The organism is Pseudomonas sp. Pmew2 (assembly GCF_058129885.1).
In genome coordinates this window covers 1,146,958-1,164,112 of record NZ_CM176702.1, presented here as the reverse complement: position 1 = coordinate 1,164,112, position 17,155 = coordinate 1,146,958, and the positions used below count along the sequence as shown (strand labels likewise).

Annotated in this window: 10 protein-coding genes; 8 read left to right on the top strand and 2 right to left on the bottom strand. The window is 61.2% G+C overall.

Annotation, left to right across the window (positions count from 1 at the left end; translation table 11 throughout):
* Window positions 1-153: 153 nt before the first annotated feature.
* From AC4ANK_RS05345 to AC4ANK_RS05320, 6 genes are all read left to right on the top strand, one after another.
* Complete coding sequence (locus AC4ANK_RS05345; protein ID WP_002555348.1) at window positions 154-1,233, top strand: DUF2333 family protein; 1,080 nt, start codon at window positions 154-156, stop codon at window positions 1,231-1,233.
* Window positions 1,233-1,778 carry an NUDIX hydrolase gene (locus tag AC4ANK_RS05340; RefSeq protein WP_002555349.1) on the top strand — a complete coding sequence of 182 codons (546 nt, stop codon included), beginning with the start codon at window positions 1,233-1,235 and terminating at the stop codon, window positions 1,776-1,778. The genes AC4ANK_RS05345 and AC4ANK_RS05340 overlap by 1 nt, the downstream gene beginning before the upstream one ends.
* Window positions 1,779-1,966: 188 nt before the next feature.
* Window positions 1,967-2,338: a translation initiation factor Sui1 gene (locus tag AC4ANK_RS05335; protein ID WP_002555350.1), complete on the top strand. Its 372-nt coding sequence runs from the start codon at window positions 1,967-1,969 to the stop codon at window positions 2,336-2,338.
* A 100-nt stretch (window positions 2,339-2,438) separates the two neighbouring features.
* Window positions 2,439-4,352 carry an arginine decarboxylase gene (gene speA, locus AC4ANK_RS05330; protein WP_031594981.1) on the top strand — a complete coding sequence of 638 codons (1,914 nt, stop codon included), beginning with the start codon at window positions 2,439-2,441 and terminating at the stop codon, window positions 4,350-4,352.
* 322 nt (window positions 4,353-4,674) lie between these two features.
* The gene (locus AC4ANK_RS05325) at window positions 4,675-6,081 is read left to right on the top strand and encodes a type VI secretion system Vgr family protein (protein ID WP_460383464.1); all 1,407 of its coding nucleotides are present in this window, start codon (window positions 4,675-4,677) and stop codon (window positions 6,079-6,081) included.
* Between the two features lie 80 nt (window positions 6,082-6,161).
* Window positions 6,162-7,064, top strand: a complete 903-nt coding sequence (locus tag AC4ANK_RS05320) for an alpha/beta hydrolase (protein WP_002555353.1) — start codon at window positions 6,162-6,164, stop codon at window positions 7,062-7,064.
* Here the strand turns inward: AC4ANK_RS05320 and AC4ANK_RS05315 are convergent.
* Window positions 7,058-8,398 (bottom strand): MATE family efflux transporter, encoded by a 1,341-nt coding sequence (locus AC4ANK_RS05315; protein WP_002555354.1) that lies wholly within the window; start codon window positions 8,396-8,398, stop codon window positions 7,058-7,060. The two genes, AC4ANK_RS05320 and AC4ANK_RS05315, sit on opposite strands and share 7 nt — an antisense overlap.
* 280 nt (window positions 8,399-8,678) lie before the next feature.
* Between AC4ANK_RS05315 and AC4ANK_RS05310 the strand changes: the two genes are divergently transcribed.
* Entirely contained in the window at window positions 8,679-13,628 is a 4,950-nt protein-coding gene (locus tag AC4ANK_RS05310; RefSeq protein WP_460383467.1) for an alpha-2-macroglobulin, read from the top strand.
* A gap of 783 nt (window positions 13,629-14,411) precedes the next feature.
* On the opposite strand, the gene AC4ANK_RS05305 is transcribed toward AC4ANK_RS05310, so the two are convergent.
* Window positions 14,412-14,705, bottom strand: a complete 294-nt coding sequence (locus tag AC4ANK_RS05305) for a hypothetical protein (RefSeq protein WP_002555356.1) — start codon at window positions 14,703-14,705, stop codon at window positions 14,412-14,414.
* A 95-nt stretch (window positions 14,706-14,800) separates the two neighbouring features.
* Between AC4ANK_RS05305 and pbpC the strand changes: the two genes are divergently transcribed.
* Window positions 14,801-17,149 (top strand): peptidoglycan glycosyltransferase PbpC, encoded by a 2,349-nt coding sequence (gene pbpC / locus AC4ANK_RS05300; RefSeq protein WP_002555357.1) that lies wholly within the window; start codon window positions 14,801-14,803, stop codon window positions 17,147-17,149.
* The last annotated feature ends 6 nt before the right edge of the window (window positions 17,150-17,155 follow it).

Here is a 17,155-nt window from a genome sequence, read left to right as displayed (position 1 = left end):
TGGCTATAGGCCTTGAGTTGCAACCTGGAAGTTGAAAGCAATTCGCTTTTGGCTTGAAGCTCGAAGCTTGCAGCTGCCCCGATCGCACCTTAGGGTAAGGTTGCGGTCGAACCCCACGTGAAGCATTCAACTCAAGATCGAAAGGACCCTACCATGCTGGATTGGAAGAACCGCGCAGGCAGCGCGGGTGAGCGCACCGCTGACACTTCATCGGTCAAACGCCGCGGTTACCTGGGTAACCTGTTCTATAGCCGCGCTCTGGGCGCCTTGATCTTGATTTACCTGCTGGTTGCACTGGTAGTCGGCTGGTACTGGAGCAAAGAGCCTGCACTGTTCCCTGTACAACAGAACGCTCAAGCCGCCGCCGAGCGCGAAGGCAAGCCAATGGTTATCGGCTACACGACGGTTGAAACGCTCAAGACCGTGGCTGGCACCCTGCTCAACAAGCGCGGTGGATATCTGTCCAACGACCGCATGCCACCGGGCTTGTGGCTGGACAACATTCCAAGCTGGGAATACGGCGTACTGGTGCAGGTGCGTGACTTGAGTCGTGCGCTGCGCAAAGACTTTGCCCGTTCCCAGTCTCAATCTGCCGAAGATGGCGATCTGGCTCGCGCCGAGCCGCTGTTCAACTTCAACAATCGCAGCTGGATCCTGCCTTCCAGCGAGTCGCAATACGCCGAAGGTATCAACTCTCTGAGTCGCTACCAGGCACGTTTGTCCGACCCGAACCAGAAAGGCGCGCTGTTCTATGCCCGCGCCGACAACCTGAACAACTGGCTGGGTGATGTCGGCACCCGCCTGGGCTCGCTGTCGCAACGCCTTTCGGCCAGTGTCGGTCGGGTCAAACTCAACAGCACGCTGAAAACCGAGGCCGCTGTTTCGGTCAAGCCTGGCGAAGTACCGCAGGTAGACGAGGAAATCGTCGAGACCCCGTGGCTGGAAGTGGACAACGTGTTCTATGAAGCGCGCGGTCAGGCCTGGGCTCTGTCGCATCTGCTGCGCGCCATCGAGGTCGACTTCGCCGATGTACTGGCCAAGAAGAATGCGACCGTCAGCGTGCGTCAGATCATTCGTGAGCTGGAAGCGTCCCAGGAACCGCTGTGGAGCCCGATGATTCTGAATGGCAGCCCGTTCGGTGTGTTCGCCAACCACTCGCTGGTCATGGCCAACTACATCTCGCGTGCCAACGCCGCGGTCATCGACCTGCGCCAGTTGCTGAATCAAGGCTGATGTCTATTCCCGCCAACGAGGCCGCGCACCGTGCCGCCTCGGATGCCGAGCAGATCGCCTGGGTCGACGAGCAGGACCGACTGCTCGGCTCGCGGGTCCGCGCCGACTTGCGCGAGCGCGGACTGATCGGGCGCGGCACTTATATCCTGCTGTTCAACAGTGCCGGTGAGCTTTGCGTGCATCGGCGCACACTGAGCAAAGCGATTTATCCCGGTTATTGGGATGTCGCCGCAGGCGGAATGGTGCAGGCGGATGAAAGCTATGACGAGTCCGCTGCCCGGGAACTGGAAGAGGAGCTGGGCGTCAGTGGCGTACCGTTGCAGGCCCACGAACGGTTTTTCTTCGATCAGCCGGGCAACCGGCTCTGGTGCGCCGTGTTTTCAGCCGTGTGGGACGGGCCCTTGAGATTGCAGCCCGAAGAAGTGCTGGAAGCGCGCTTCATGCCCATCGCCGACGTTCTGCATCAGGCTGAAAAAATCCCTTACTGCCCGGACTCGCTCGCGGCGCTGAAACGCTACCTGCAGCAGATAGAGAATGCTCAGTAAGCCAGTGTTCAGAAATTGGCGTATCCAGCCCCTTAGCAACCGGTCTGTTTGCCGTTACACTGCGCGACCTTTTCAAACTGGACCGGCCCTGCCGTTTCAGTAGCGCTGCCCCTGCCAGAGTGGGGCTTCGCGGTCGATGGTTCGTGTGAGCCCGACCCATCTTCAGTCCTCAACAAGAGGATTTTTGCGTGGCTAAAAAAGCCGCTTCTCTCGCCGCCCTTGGTGGCCTGGTGTTTTCAACCGACGCAGGGCGTCACTGCCCGGATTGTCGTCAGCCCGTTGCCGACTGCACCTGCAAACAGACCGCCATCCCCGAAGGGGACGGTATTGCCCGCGTGCGCCGGGAAAGCAAAGGCCGCGGCGGCAAGACCGTGACTACCATCAGTGGTGTCCCGCTGGCAGAAGAGCCGCTCAAAGAACTCGCCAAGGCCCTCAAGCAGCGCTGTGGCACAGGCGGATCGCTCAAGGACGGCGTAATCGAGATTCAGGGCGATCACGTCGAACTGCTATTGGCAGAGCTGATCAAAAAAGGCTTCAAGGCTAAAAAGTCCGGCGGCTGAATCCGCGTAGCGGGCAGCGAATCAAATCGTCATTTCAACTCATTACACTGCGCCCAGCTGGCTATTGGCTGGCGCAACGACTTCTTTATAGGGGACTTCGATGTCCGTACGACGCACACGCAAAGACGATGGCAGCCAATGGACAGTTGCGGACAGCCGCAGCGTTTATGGTATTCGCCATTGGGGCGCGGGTTATTTTGCAATCAACGAAGCAGGTCGCGTTGAAGTCCGTCCCAATGGGCCGGACAGCTCGCCCATCGACCTTTACGAACAGGTCGACAACCTGCGCAAGAGCGGCCTGTCGCTGCCCTTGCTGGTGCGCTTCCCCGACATTCTGCAAGACCGTGTGCGTCAACTGACCGGTGCATTCGACAGCAACATCGCGCGCCTGGAATACCAGAGCCAATACACCGCGCTGTACCCGATCAAGGTCAACCAGCAGGAAGCGGTGGTGGAAAACATCATCGCCACGCAGAACGTCTCCATCGGTCTGGAAGCGGGTTCCAAACCGGAGCTGATGGCCGTGCTGGCATTGGCGCCCAAAGGCGGCACCATCGTCTGCAACGGTTACAAGGACCGTGAGTTCATACGTCTGGCGCTGATGGGCCAGAAGCTGGGCCACAACGTATTCATCGTCATCGAGAAAGAATCCGAAGTCGAGCTGGTGATCGAAGAAGCCGCCGAGCTGAAAGTCGCCCCTCAGGTAGGCCTGCGCGTGCGTCTGTCTTCCCTGGCGTCGAGCAAATGGGCGGACACCGGCGGCGAGAAATCCAAGTTCGGTCTGTCGGCCGCACAATTGCTGTCGGTGGTCGAGCGCTTCCGCAAGGCCGGGCTCGATCAGGGCATCCGCCTGCTGCACTTCCACATGGGCTCGCAGATCGCCAACCTGGCTGATTACCAGCACGGCTTCAAAGAGGCTATCCGCTATTACGGCGAACTGCGCAAACTCGGCCTGCCGGTGGATTACATCGATGTCGGCGGCGGTCTGGGCGTCGACTACGACGGCACCCACTCACGCAACGCCAGCTCGATCAACTACGACATGGACGATTACGCAGGTGTGGTGGTCGGCATGCTCAAGGAGTTCTGCGATGCGCAAAGCCTGCCGCACCCGCATATCTTCTCGGAAAGCGGCCGCTCGCTGACCGCCCACCACGCCATGCTGGTGGTCCAGGTGACCGACGTCGAGAAGCATAACGACGAAGTGCCGGAAATCTCCGACAAGGAAAGCCTGCCGGAAACCGTGCAGTGGCTGGTGGACCTGCTGGGTCCGACCGACATAGAAATGGTCACCGAAACCTACTGGCGTGCCACGCACTACATGAGCGACATCGCTACCCAGTACGCCGATGGCAAAATCAGCCTGGCGGAGAAAGCACTCGGCGAACAATGCTACTTCGCCGTCTGCCGCCGCCTGTACAACTCGCTGAAGGCACGTCAACGCTCACACCGTCAGGTGCTCGACGAACTCAACGACAAGCTGGCCGACAAGTACATCTGCAACTTCTCGGTGTTCCAGAGCCTGCCCGATACCTGGGCCATCGGCCAGGTGCTGCCGATTCTGCCCTTGCACCGTCTGGACGAAGAGCCGGTGCGCCGCGCCGTGCTTCAGGACCTGACCTGCGATTCCGACGGCAAGATCAAGCAGTACGTCGATGAGCAGAGCATCGAGACCAGCATGCCGGTGCACTCGTTGAACGGAGGCGAAGACTATCTGCTGGGGATCTTCCTGGTAGGCGCCTATCAGGAAATTCTGGGGGACATGCACAACCTGTTCGGTGATACCGACTCGGTGAACATCTACCAGAACCCGGACGGCAGCGTTTACCACGCGGGCATCGAAACCCACGACACCATCGAAGACATGCTGCGCTACGTGCATTTGTCGCCGGAAGAACTGATGACCCATTACCGGGACAAGGTCGCCAGCGCCAAGATTACCCCGCGCGAGCGTACCTACTTCCTCGACGCCCTGCGCCTGGGGCTGACACGCTCTTCGTACCTGTCGTCCTGATTCCAGGATTTGCGATGGGGCCTGCAATTGGGGCCCCATCTACTGTGACTGTGGTGCCAATGCTGTGCACTCATCGTTACAGGCAAGTTCTGATAAGCCAGGAGAACGAGGCCAAACGCCTTGTTTCGGGGTGCGTTCCGGCCTCTTCGCGAGCAAGCTCGCTCCTACGAGACTTATGCGTTGGCGCGATGGTCATGCGCACATCGTAAGCCGCTACCAACATTCCCTGTAGGCAACGTCCTGTTCTACCTGCAGCCCTCTACCCTGCCCGTTTTCTACGCCAGAATTCGCGGTCGCATTCCCGGTAGAGAAGCACTCCATCATGCCCGACCCCACCAGCGCGCCGCTCTTTCGTCTGGAAATTGCCCGCCTGCAGCGCTGCTTCACTGTCATATCGTTCAGCGCAAGCGAGGCGATCAGCCAGCCTTTTACATTTGAACTGGACATTCTTGGCGACGGCCTGGATCTGGACCTGACCGGCCTGATGTACAAACCTGCCTCGCTGAGCTTCGGAAGCCGGAAGAACTTTCACGGTCAGATTCAAGGCGCGACACGCAAGCATTACCAACCCGGCCCGGCGTGTTACACGCTGATAATGGGGCCTCGACTGGCCTGTCTCGGGTTACGCCACCAGTCGCGCATCTTTCAGCACATGACCGCCACCCGGATCATCACCCATGTGCTCGAAGAACATGGCCTGAAGAACTGTTTCCGTTTTGACCTGCCGACCGAGTGCCGCGAACGCGACTGTTGCGTGCAGTATCAGGAATCCGACCTGCAACTGGTCCAGCGCCTGTGCGCAGAAGAAGGCATTCACTACCACTTTGTCCATTCACGGCATCGCCACGAACTGGTATTCGGCGCCAACCTGCACGGGTTTGCGCGCAGCCCTGTCGCACGCTGGCGTCAATTCGCGCAACAGTCCGGGGTGACCCGGTTTGCCGTCACCGAGCATGCAACGGATCTGCCCGGCAGCCGCGCAGCCCAGCACGCGACAGGCGAGAGTACCTTGCCGTTCGTGACTTGCGCAGAACTGCTGCCGCTGGCCGACCATCCCGAGAAGAACTGGAACCACATGTGGCTGATCACCGAAGTCCGGCATCGCTTTGGCATCGTTGATGGCAATGACCGCGGGGCATCGGAACGCTACTCGAACCAGTTCAAGGCCATACCATGGGAAGTCGGCTTCAGAACGCCTGCCCCGGCACCGTGCGCGCCCACTGCGCATCTTCAGCGAGGCTGGATCATCGGCATCAGCGGCGAACCGGCAAGGCTTGATGCGGCAGGCCGGGTGCGCGTCTGGCTGGAATGGGAGTGGCAGCACCCGAATGATCCAGGCAGTGGCTGCTGGCTGCATCTGGCGCCGGGGCTGGATATCGAATGTCGCGCCGGTATGTCAGTGGCGGTGAGCTTTTCTGAGGATGACACACACCCACCACTGATCATCGGCGGTCTGCCGGCGCAGGAGGCGCGTCGCGAGAATGATCCAGCGCCTGTCGAAAACGTTCAAATGCACCTCGACCGGCAAATGTTCATTGGCGCTGACCGACTGCTGCAACTGGCAGACGGGGTCTGCCTATACCTTGGTGAAGGCAGCAAAGTCACACTGGATGCGGGGTCCAGCACGGTGCAGATCGACGATGATGGCCTGACACTGAGCAGCCCGCGCATCAGCTTTGCCAGCAAGGCGAATGGCCGTTCTTCGGGTGATCCGGACGCTATTGAATGACGTAGCAGTAACTATGCGGCACTGGGGCGAAGCGCGACGGTCTCAGGCATATCCGACTTATCTGCCAGAGCCCTTCCCTTATGATACGAGTGATTTTCCTGACACTGATGACGGGTGCCGTACTGGCAGCATTGTCCGGTTGCTCGCCCTTGAAGCTGCTCAACACGTTGAATCCGACCGGCCCTGTCGATCATGTCTACGGGGTGGCCTACGGGCAGGATCCACGCAACACGCTGGACGTTTACACCCCACAGACTAAACCGGCCAATGCGCCAGTCGTGGTGTTTTTCTATGGCGGCAGCTGGAACACCGGTTCGAAAGCCAATTACGCCTTCGTCGGCGAAGCATTGGCTGCGCGTGGCATGGTCGTCGTGATTGCCGACTACAGGCTCTATCCGCAGGTGCGCTACCCAAGCTTTCTGGAAGATTCAGCCAAGGCGCTGGCCTGGGCGCACAAGCATGCAAAAACCTACGGTGGCGATCCTGACCGCTTGTACGTGATGGGCCACAGTGCAGGTGCCTATAACGCTGCGATGCTGGCGCTCGACCCCCGCTGGCTGGCCCGTGAAGGCTTGTCGCCGTCCATTCTCAGCGGCTGGATCGGGCTGGCCGGGCCGTACGACTTTCTGCCTATCGAGAACGCCGATGTGAAACCGGTGTTCTTTTTCCCCGACTCACCGCCTGACTCGCAACCCATCAACCACGTCAGTTCCAGCGCGCCCCCTGCGTTGCTGATGGCCTCGAATACGGACTCGCTGGTCAACCCCAAACGCAACACCGGTGGCCTGGCGCGGGCATTGCGCGAGGCGGGTGTGCCGGTACGCGACCTGTATTTCTCGCGCACCAATCACGGCACGCTGGTCGGCGCATTTGCCAAGCTGTTAAGCGGCCTGGCACCGGTGGTCGACGAGGTCGACATGTTCGTCAATCACACCCCGCAAAGGCTCGCGGAAAAGAACCGTGCGGTCTTGAAGACTCAGTGAACGAACCAGCCGTCCCGGCGCGTCAATCGCCAGGCAATGGCGCCAAGGCTCAGGCCGCGCAGCAGGGTAAAAGCCAGAAACGTCAGCCATAGCGCGTGATTGCCGTGGCTGGAAGCCAGATAAGCCAGCGGCGCGATGCCTGCTGCGCTGAACAGCATCGCGTTGCGCATTTCACGCGCACGGGTGGCACCGATGAACAGCCCGTCCAGCAGGTAACTCCAGACGGCCAGCAGTGGCATCAGCGCCAGATATGGCAGATAGGTCATGGCCGTGGCGCGAACCTCAGGAATATCGGTCTGCACGCTGACGAACCCATGCCCGCCCACCAGAAACAACAGCGCAAATGCCACGCTGGCAATCAGTGACCAGCCTCCCGCGACCACCAGCGAGCGCCGCAGCGTATCCCGGTCACGCGCACCAATGGCATGGCCGCACAGAGCCTCGACTGCATGCGCCAGCCCGTCCAGTGCATGGGCAGTCAACAGCAGGCCGTTGAGCAACAATGCGTTGGCGGCAACCGTTGCGTCACCCAGACGAGCGCCCTGCACTGTGATCAGGAACATCACCGATTGCAGCGCCAGTGTGCGCAGAAAGATGTCTCGATTGACCGCCAGCAAGGGCCTCCATTTGCTCCACAGCCTCAGGGCTGACCAGACGATCTGCCCCGGCCAGGCGCGCAAGGTCTTGCGGGCCAGCAGCAGACCGAGCACTACGCCGGTCCACTCTGCCAGCACCGAGGCACGCGCCGAACCGACCACGCCCCAGTCCAGGCCGATGACGAACCACAGGTTGAGCGCGATATTGACCAGATTGGTGATGAGCAGAATGGCCAGTGGCGCTCTGGCGTTCTGCGCGCCGAGAAACCAGCCGACCAGCGCATAACTGGCCAGCGCCGCAGGCAGGCCGAACAGCCGGGTGTGGAAGAAATCCAGGGTCATTTGCTGCAGATCGGCAGACGGCTGCATCATCGCCAGCGCCAGATGGCTGAACGGCAAGGCGATCACACCCAGCAACAACGCCAGCCCGACGGCCAGCAACAGCCCCTGCAACAGGATCCGGCGCAGCGCAGCACTGTCATTGCGCCCTGCCGCCTGCGCGGCAAAACCGGTGGTGCCCATGCGTAGAAAACCCATGGCCCAGGCAAGGAAAGTGTAAAGCGTCGACCCGACCGCGACGGAACCCAACTGATGTGCGTGCGGCAGATGACCGATCACTGCGCTGTCGACCAGCGCTACCAGCGGAACGGAAATATTCGACAGAATCATCGGCGCAGCCAGCGCCCAGACACGACGATGGGTTGAGCGATGACGCCAATCGTTGAGCAACGTGGACATGAGAACTCCCGGCAAGGCGAGCATTGTAGCCAGAGCGCCAAGGCTTTGCTGTGCAGATGATGGTGGCCCGGTCGTGAATGTGCGGCGCGGCGAACATTTGTGACGCGGAGCGTCACCCAAGGCATTCCCACGCTGGAGCGTGAGGAACGATAGCCAGGCTCTACGTCCTGCGCTGGCGTGTGAGGAATGCCAGGGACTACCTGTTCAATCTGACAGTAATACTTGTCATCACGACTGTTATATAGTCGCACCCTCTCTACCGTTGCCGATGAGTGCCACCATGTTCAACAAAGGATTGTTTCTGGCTTGCGCGCTTGCGTTGCTGAGCGCCTGTGATTCCTCCTCCCCGGATAAACCGGCGCCAGCCGCGGCAGCAACGACCCAGGCAGCGGTTACCGATACAAAGCCCAAACCCGCAGTCGACCTCGCCGCGCTGAGCAAGCGCTACGCAGGGCGCGAACTGACCGTCATCGACGTGTCGGAAATCCAGATCGACGGCGCAAGCGCCCTGTCGGTGAGCTTTTCCGTGCCGCTCGACCCGGAGCAGAAGTTCGGCGAAAAACTTCATCTGGTGGACAGCAAGAACGGCAAGGTCGACGGTGCCTGGGAGCTGTCGGACAACCTCATGGAACTGCGCCTGCGCCACCTTGAGCTGCAGCGCAAACTGGTGCTGACCGTCGATGCCGGTCTGCAGGCCGTCAACAAGGCCACGCTCGCGGCCGAATACATCAGCCGTCTGGAAACCCGTGACCTGCAAGCCACCGTCGGCTTCGCCAGCCGTGGTAGCCTGTTGCCGACGCGGCTGGCCGAGGGCTTGCCGGTCATCGCCCTGAACGTCGACAAGGTGGATGTCGAATTCTTTCGCGTCAAACCCGACTCGATGCCCAACTTCCTCGCCCAGTGGGACGGCGCGTCGAGCCTGTCCAGCTACAGCTCCGAAGAGCTGTTGCCTATGGCCGAACTGGTCTACAGCGGTCGTTTCGACCTCAAGCCTGCGCGCAATACCCGTGAAACCCTGCTGCTACCGATTGCCGGTATCAAACCTCTGCAACAGCCGGGTGTTTATCTGGCAGTCATGCGCGCGTCGGGGACCTACAGCTACTCGCAGCCGGCTACCCTGTTCACCCTCAGTGATATCGGTCTGTCGATACACCGTTACAGCAACCGTCTGGACGTCTTCACTCAAGCGATCGAGGGCGGCAAGGCCCTGAGCGATGTGAGCGTCGATGTGTACGACGACAGCGGCAAGGTTGTCGCCCAGGGCAAGACCGACAGCGACGGCCACACTCAACTGCCGCTGCCAGCCAAGGCGGCGGTGGTACTGGCGCACAAGGACGAACAGACCAGCATGCTGCGTTTGAACAGTTCGGCGCTGGACCTGGCCGAGTTCGACATCTCCGGCCCGCAGGCTCACCCGCTGCAATTCTTTATTTTCGGCCCGCGTGACCTGTATCGCCCCGGTGAAACCGTGCTGCTCAACGGCCTGCTGCGTGACAGCGACGGCAAGAACGTCAAGCCACAATCCATCACCGTCGAAGTGCGCCGCCCTGATGATCAGGTCAGCCGCAAGTTCGTCTGGGAAGCCGACAGCAGTGGGTTCTACCAGTATCAATTGCAACTCGCCGATGAAGCGCCGACCGGTCGCTGGCAACTGGTGTTCGACCTGGGCGACGGCAAACCGCAGCTTTACGAATTCAAGGTTGAAGACTTCCTGCCCGAGCGCCTGGCTCTGGAACTCAAGGGCAGCGACACGCCGGTTGCGCCTGCTGACAACCCCGAGTTCGATATCACTGGTCGCTACCTGTACGGCGCGCCCGCCTCGGGCAATACCCTGACCGGTCAGGTCTACGTACGTCCGCTGCGCGAAGCCGTGCCGAAACTGCCGGGCTATCAGTTCGGTTCGATCACCGAAGAAGACCTCAAGCATGACCTGGAGCTGGAGCCGGTTACGCTTGACGCCGAAGGCCACTCGACGCTTGCCGTGCAGAGCGAATGGGCGCAAGCCAAATCGCCACTGCAACTGATTCTGCAAGCCAGCCTGCAAGAGTCCGGCGGGCGTCCGATCACCCGTCGTCTGGTGCAGCCGATCTGGCCTGCCGAGCACTTGCCCGGCGTGCGTGCGTTGTTCGGCAGCAGTACAGGCAGCGATGACTACGACGACGAAGCCGACAAGGGCGAGGCGCAGACCAACGGCGACGGCCCGGCCGAATTTGAAATCGTGATGGCCGATGCCGCTGGCAACAAACTGGCCGCTGATAATGTAAAAGTCAGGTTGATTCGTGAGCGCCGCGACTACTACTGGAATTATTCGGCCAACGATGGCTGGAGCTACCACTTCAACGAGAAATTCCTCAACCTGAACGAGGAGACCCTCAACATCACCAAGGACTCGACAGCCAAAATCAGCTTCCCGGTCGAGTGGGGCCCTTACCGTGTCGAAGTGGAAGACCCGTCCACCGGTATGGTCAGCAGCCTGCGCTTCTGGGCGGGCTATCGTTGGCAGGACAACACCGATGGCGGCGCGGTCAGGCCGGATCAGGTCAAGCTGGCGCTGGACAAACCGGCCTACAACGACGGCGACACCGCCACGGTGACCGTCACGCCACCCGCTGCGGGCAAGGGCTACCTGCTGGTCGAGTCCAGCGAAGGTCCATTGTGGTGGAAGGAAATCGACGTGCCGGCCGAGGGCAAATCGTATGAAATCCCGCTGGACAAAAAGTGGGCGCGCCACGATCTGTACGTCACCGCTCTGGTCATACGCCCCGGCGAGCGCAAGGCCAACGTTACACCGAAGCGCGCTGTAGGTGTGCTGCACCTGCCGCTGGACCGTGCGCAACGCAAACTGGCGCTGACGGTCACCGCACCGGAGAAAATGCGCCCCAAACAGCCGCTTAAACTCAAGATTGTCGCCAAAAATGCCGATGGCAGCGTGCCAAGGCAGGTGCAAGTGCTGGTGTCGGCAGTGGACGTCGGCATTCTCAATATCACCCGCTACGCCACGCCCGACCCGTTTGCCAGCCTGTTTGGCCGCAAGCAGTATGGCGCGGACCAACTGGACATCTACGGCCAGTTGATCGAAGCCGGTCAGGGACGTCTGGCCAGCATGGCGTTCGGTGGCGATGCGCTGGCCAAAGGCGGCAAGCGTCCGGACACCAGCGTGACCATCGTGGCACTGCAAAGCGCGCCGGTTACCCTGAACGACGCGGGTGAAGGTGAAGCGAGTGTCGACATTCCAGACTTCAACGGCGAACTGCGGGTCATGGCTCAGGCCTGGACCGACGACCGCTACGGCATGGCCGAGGCGAAAACCGTGGTGGCTGCGCCGATCATCGCCGAGCTGTCGACGCCGCGCTTCCTCGCAGGTGGCGACCAGACCAGCGTCGCGCTTGACGTCTCCAACCTGTCGGGCAAAGCGCAAAAGCTGGACGTGAAGATCAGCGCTGAAGGCCAGTTGAGCATTCCTGGCGGCGATCAGATCAAGCCCTTGCAACTCAAAGAGGGTCAGCGCGTCACCCTTAAAGTGCCGGTACTGGCGCGGGGTGGACTGGGTCAGGGCAAAATCAAAGTGCTGATCGAAGGTCTGGACCTGCCCGGTGAAACCCTGCCCGCCTTCACTCGCGAGTGGAACATCGGTGTACGCCCAGCCTACCCGGCGATGCTCAGGCATTATCGCGCCACTCTCAACGAGCAAAGCTGGAGCCTGCCGGACGGTGCACTTGAAGCCTTCGAGCCTGCCGGTCGCGAAGCCATGCTGTCGCTGTCGAGCCGCCCACCGCTGAACATCGGTGAGCAGATTCGGGCACTGAAAGCCTACCCTTACGGTTGTCTGGAGCAGACCGCCAGCGGCCTGTATCCATCGCTGTATGCCGACGCGGCGACCCTCAAGCGTCTGGGCCTGACCGGCGAACCGGATGCCGAACGCAAGCGCAAGGTCGAAATCGGCATCGAGCGCCTGCTGGGCATGCAACGTTACAACGGCAGCTTTGGCCTTTGGGGTTCGGACAGCGACGAGGAATACTGGCTGACTGCCTATGTCACCGACTTCCTGCTGCGCGCCCGCGATCAGGGCTTTGCCGTACCACCGGACGCGCTGAAGAAAGCCAGTGAACGCCTGCTGCGCTATTTGCAGGATGCCGGGCAGATTCAGGTCAATTACAGCCAGAACGCCGAACATACGCGCTTCGCCGTGCAAGCCTATGCGGGGCTGGTGCTGTCACGCAGCCAACAGGCTCCGCTGGCGGCCTTGCGCAGCCTGTTCGACCGACGCAGTGACGCCCGCTCCGGGCTGCCGCTGGTGCAACTGGCGGTCGCGCTGGAAAAGATGGGCGACAAACCGCGTGCCGATCTGGCCCTGAGCGCCGGCCTGGCAGTCAGCCGCAAAAATGAATGGCTGGCCGACTACGGCAGCTCGCTGCGTGATCAGGCGCTGATTCTGGCCTTGCTGGAAGAAAATGATCTCGCCAGGGAAAGGCGTGACGAGCGCCTGTTTGCCTTGGCCGATGAAGTGGCCGCCAATCGCTACCTGTCCACTCAGGAAAGCAACTCGCTGTTCCTTGCCGGTCGTAACCTGCTGGGTAAAGCGGAGAAGGACTGGACCGCCAGCCTCGCCAGCGGCACTCAAACCCGCGAGCTAAGCAACAAACAGCCGGGCCTCAAGCTGGACGGTGGGCTGCTGGCTTCGCCGCTTTCAGTACACAATCAAGGCAGCGAACCGCTCTATCAGCAACTGACCGTTTCCGGTTATCCAACCCAGACGCCTGCAGCCGGTGGCGAAAACCTGAGCATTCGTCGCGAATACCTGAGCCTGAGCGGCGCGCCACTGAACGTCGGAGCCCTGAAAACCGGGCAACTGGTGCTGGTGCATCTGGAGATTGGTGCCAAACAGCGCGTACCTGATGCGTTGGTGGTGGACTTGCTGCCTGCGGGCCTGGAGCTGGAAAACCAGAACCTGGCGCAAAGCTCGGCAAGCCTGGAAGACGCCAGTGAAGAAGTGAAGACGATCCGCGAGTCGATGGAAAACGCCGGGATCAAGCATCAGGAATACCGCGGTGATCGTTACGTGGCGGCGCTGGATATCGACGGCAGCAGCACCGTGCACCTGCTCTACCTGGCCCGCGCAGTCACGCCGGGAACATACCGCGTGCCGCCGCCGCAGGTCGAATCGATGTACCGCCCGAACTGGCAGGCACTGGGTGATGCACCCGCGCAGATGGTGGTAAAGGGCAAATGATCGCTGACTGATTGTTTGGTTGGTTGGAATGCGTACCTGTGGGAGCGACCGGGGCGGCGATCCGCATTGTTCGCGAAAGGGCCGGTACATCCGCTGAAGATGTATCTTCAGGAATAAAGCCTTCGCGAACAAGTTCGCTCCCACAAGGAGTGCGCGTTATCTCAAAAGATTCCGGTCGCTCCCAAATATGGATGCGCAGTGGTGGTGAAGGGCAAATGCTTGACTGGAATGCGTACCCGTGGGAGCGATCGGGGCGGCGATCCGCATTGTTCGCGAAGGGGACGATACATCCACTGAGGATGTATCGTCAGGAATAGAGCCTTCGCGAACAAGTTCGCTCCCACAAGGAGTGCGCGTTATCTCAAAAGATTCCGGTCGCTCCCAAATATGGATGCGCAGTGGTGGTGAAGGGCAAATGCTTGACTGGAATGCGTACCCGTGGGAGCGACCGGGGCGGCGATCCGCATTGTTCGCGAAGGGGACGATACATCCACTGAGGATGTATCTTCAGGAATAGAGCCTTCGCGAACAAGTTCGCTCCCACAAGGAGTGCGCGTTATCTCAAAAGATTTCGGTCGCTCCCAAATATGGATGCGCAGTGGTGGTGAAGGGCAAATGCTTGACTGGAATGCGTACCCGTGGGAGCGACCGGGGCGGCGATCCGCATTGTTCGCGAAGGGGACGATACATCCACTGAGGATGTATCTTCAGGAATAGAGCCTTCGCGAACAAGTTCGCTCCCACAAGGGCACGCGCTTACGGCGTGGAGGCGGAGTTAGCGCATCAATGAATGATCCAGCTCAGCAACCACAGGCCCAGCGCCAGCCAGATGATCCCGAGGATGATCGAGGCGCGCATGAATGCCCGGACAGCCGAGTAAAGCAGCATCAGGCCGATGATCAGTGCGACGATGCTGATCAGTGAAGTGTCCATGCCCAGCGTGCGGGACAGGCCATCGACAAAATTTCCTCCAGCATGGGTAAACCCGTTGAACAACCACGCCAGACCGTCGACGAAGAAGCGAATCACCGCGCCGATGGCCTGCCCGAGCCATTCAAAAAAGCCTTCTACCTGCATATGTACGTCCTGATTGGGGTCGTGAAGAAAATGATCTGTCCGCTTTGGCCGTCGCAAGGCGTGTCAGGTTCCGTGGATCATAAAGGCTCTTTGTGTTGAAACCTGAATTTCTTCTGCGTCTGCGGCAAAAACTCAAGTGGCTGGCAGGCGCGATCATGCTGCTGATCGCCCTGCTTTGGCTGGCGGATCGCCTGTGGCCGTTGCCACTGCCCAAAGACGATCTGGCCCGCGTCGTGCTGGCCGAGGACGGCACACCGCTGTGGCGCTTTGCCGATGCCAATGGCGTGTGGCGCTATCCGGTCAGCAACGAGCAGGTTTCGCCTTATTACCTTGAAGCCCTGCTGACCTACGAAGACCGCTGGTTCTACAGCCATCCTGGCGTGAACCCGCTGGCGCTGGTGCGCGCCACCTGGCAAAACCTCAGTGGCGCGCGCGTGGTCTCCGGTGGCAGTACGCTGTCAATGCAGGTGGCGCGGCTACTCGACCCGCACTCGCGAACCTTATCCGGCAAGTTTCGCCAGTTGTGGCGCACCTTGCAGCTTGAGTGGCACCTGTCCAAGGATGAAATCCTCAGCCTGTACCTCAATCGCGCGCCATTTGGCGGCACGTTGCAAGGGGTGGCGGCCGCCAGTTGGGCATATCTGGGCAAATCCCCACACAATCTGACTCGCGCCGAGGCTGCATTGCTCGCGGTGCTGCCACAGGCGCCCAGTCGGCTGCGGCCGGACCGTCATCCACAACGGGCGCAAGGTGCCCGCGACAAGGTCCTAAGGCGTCTCGCCGAGTTTCAGGTATGGCCGCAAGCCAGCGTGGACGAGGCTCTGGAAGAGCCGTTATGGCTGGCACCGCGACAGGAGCCCAGCCTTGCGCCGCTGCTGGCCCGACGCCTTAATCGCCCCAACAGCCCGCCGCTGATCCGCACCACGCTGGATGCCTCACTGCAACGGCGCATGGAAGACCTGCTGATGGGCTGGCGCGCGCGCCTTCCGGAACGGACCTCGGCAGCGATTCTGGTGGTCGAGGCAGAAAACATGGCCGTGCGCGCTTATGTGGGTTCAGTGGACATCAACGACGCCAAACGTTTCGGGCATGTGGACATGGTGACGGCGCTGCGTTCGCCCGGCTCCACCCTCAAGCCATTCCTGTACGGCATGGCATTGGATGCCGGACTGATTCACTCCGAATCACTGATGCAGGACGTACCGCGTCGCTACGGTGACTACCGGCCGGGCAACTTCTCAACCGGTTTCGGCGGACCTGTGGCGGCCAGTTCGGCGCTGTCGATGTCGCTCAACCTGCCTGCCGTGCAGTTACTGGAGGTTTATGGGCCGAAACGCTTCGCCGCCGAACTGCGCAATGGCGGCGTACCGCTGACCCTGCCGCCGCTGGCCGAGCCGAATCTGGCGCTGATTCTGGGAAGTGCGGGCAGTCGGCTGGAGGATTTGGTGACGGGATACAGCGCCTTCGCTCGTGGCGGGCGAAGCGCCGATGTTCGATTGCAACCGCAGGACCGATTGCGCGAACGGCAGATGATGTCGCCAGGGGCCGCGTGGATCATCCGGCGCATCCTCAGCGGCCAGTCGCGTCCGGACATAGACCCGCGCGCCGAGCTGGTGCAGCGCCCGCAACTGGCCTGGAAGACCGGCACCAGCTATGGCTTCCGCGATGCGTGGGCGATTGGTGTGGGGCCGCGTTTTCTGGTCGGTGTATGGATCGGTCGCCCGGACGGCACACCGGTGCCGGGGCAGTTCGGGCTGGCGTCGGCAGCGCCACTGATGCTTCAGGTTCATGATGTGCTGGTCAATCGCGACAGCCAGCGCGGGATCGCTGCGCCGGTGCAACCGGTGCCGCTGAATGTCGGCGTGGCAGCGATCTGCTGGCCGCTGGGGCAACCGATGAGCAAAAGCGACCCGAACTGCCGTCGACAGCGCTTCGCCTGGACACTGGACGGCACCACGCCGCCAACCTTGCAGGCGGCCGATCAACCGCTCGGCCTGGGCTTGCAGGAACGTGTCTGGATCAACGCCAAGGGGTTACGCGTGGCGGCCGGTTGCCCCGACGCTCAAGCGCAGGACATCGCGCTTTGGCCTGCCCCTCTGGAACCCTGGCTGCCCAGGGCCGAACGACGCGAAGCCCGCCTGCCACCCGCCGACCCGGACTGTCCACCACAGAACCTCAACCAGGCACCGCCGCTTAGCATCGTCGGCGTGCGCGAAGGCGACAACCTGCGCCTGCCAGCGAGCAGCCGTCAGGCGCTGCGCCTGAGACTCTCGGCCCTGGGCGGCAGCGGACATCGCTGGTGGTTCATTGACGGCGTGCCACTGGCGGACACCGACACCCGGCAAGACTTCACCCCGACCCTTAGCAAACCGGGCCGTTATCAATTAAGCGTGCTGGACGAAAGCGGCCAGACCGCGAGGGTTGAATTCAGCGTGGTGGAGTGAAGGTTA

Bases quoted from the DNA above. Each gene is read 5' to 3' on its own strand.
- AC4ANK_RS05345 (WP_002555348.1), top strand. From the start codon at position 154: ATGCTGGATTGGAAGAACCGCGCAGGCAGCGCGGGTGAGCGCACCGCT.
- AC4ANK_RS05340 (WP_002555349.1), top strand. From the start codon at position 1,233: ATGTCTATTCCCGCCAACGAGGCCGCGCACCGTGCCGCCTCGGATGCC.
- speA (WP_031594981.1), top strand. From the start codon at position 2,439: ATGTCCGTACGACGCACACGCAAAGACGATGGCAGCCAATGGACAGTT.
- AC4ANK_RS05325 (WP_460383464.1), top strand. From the start codon at position 4,675: ATGCCCGACCCCACCAGCGCGCCGCTCTTTCGTCTGGAAATTGCCCGC.
- AC4ANK_RS05320 (WP_002555353.1), top strand. From the start codon at position 6,162: ATGATACGAGTGATTTTCCTGACACTGATGACGGGTGCCGTACTGGCA.
- AC4ANK_RS05315 (WP_002555354.1), bottom strand. From the start codon at position 8,398: ATGTCCACGTTGCTCAACGATTGGCGTCATCGCTCAACCCATCGTCGT.
- AC4ANK_RS05310 (WP_460383467.1), top strand. From the start codon at position 8,679: ATGTTCAACAAAGGATTGTTTCTGGCTTGCGCGCTTGCGTTGCTGAGC.
- AC4ANK_RS05305 (WP_002555356.1), bottom strand. From the start codon at position 14,705: ATGCAGGTAGAAGGCTTTTTTGAATGGCTCGGGCAGGCCATCGGCGCG.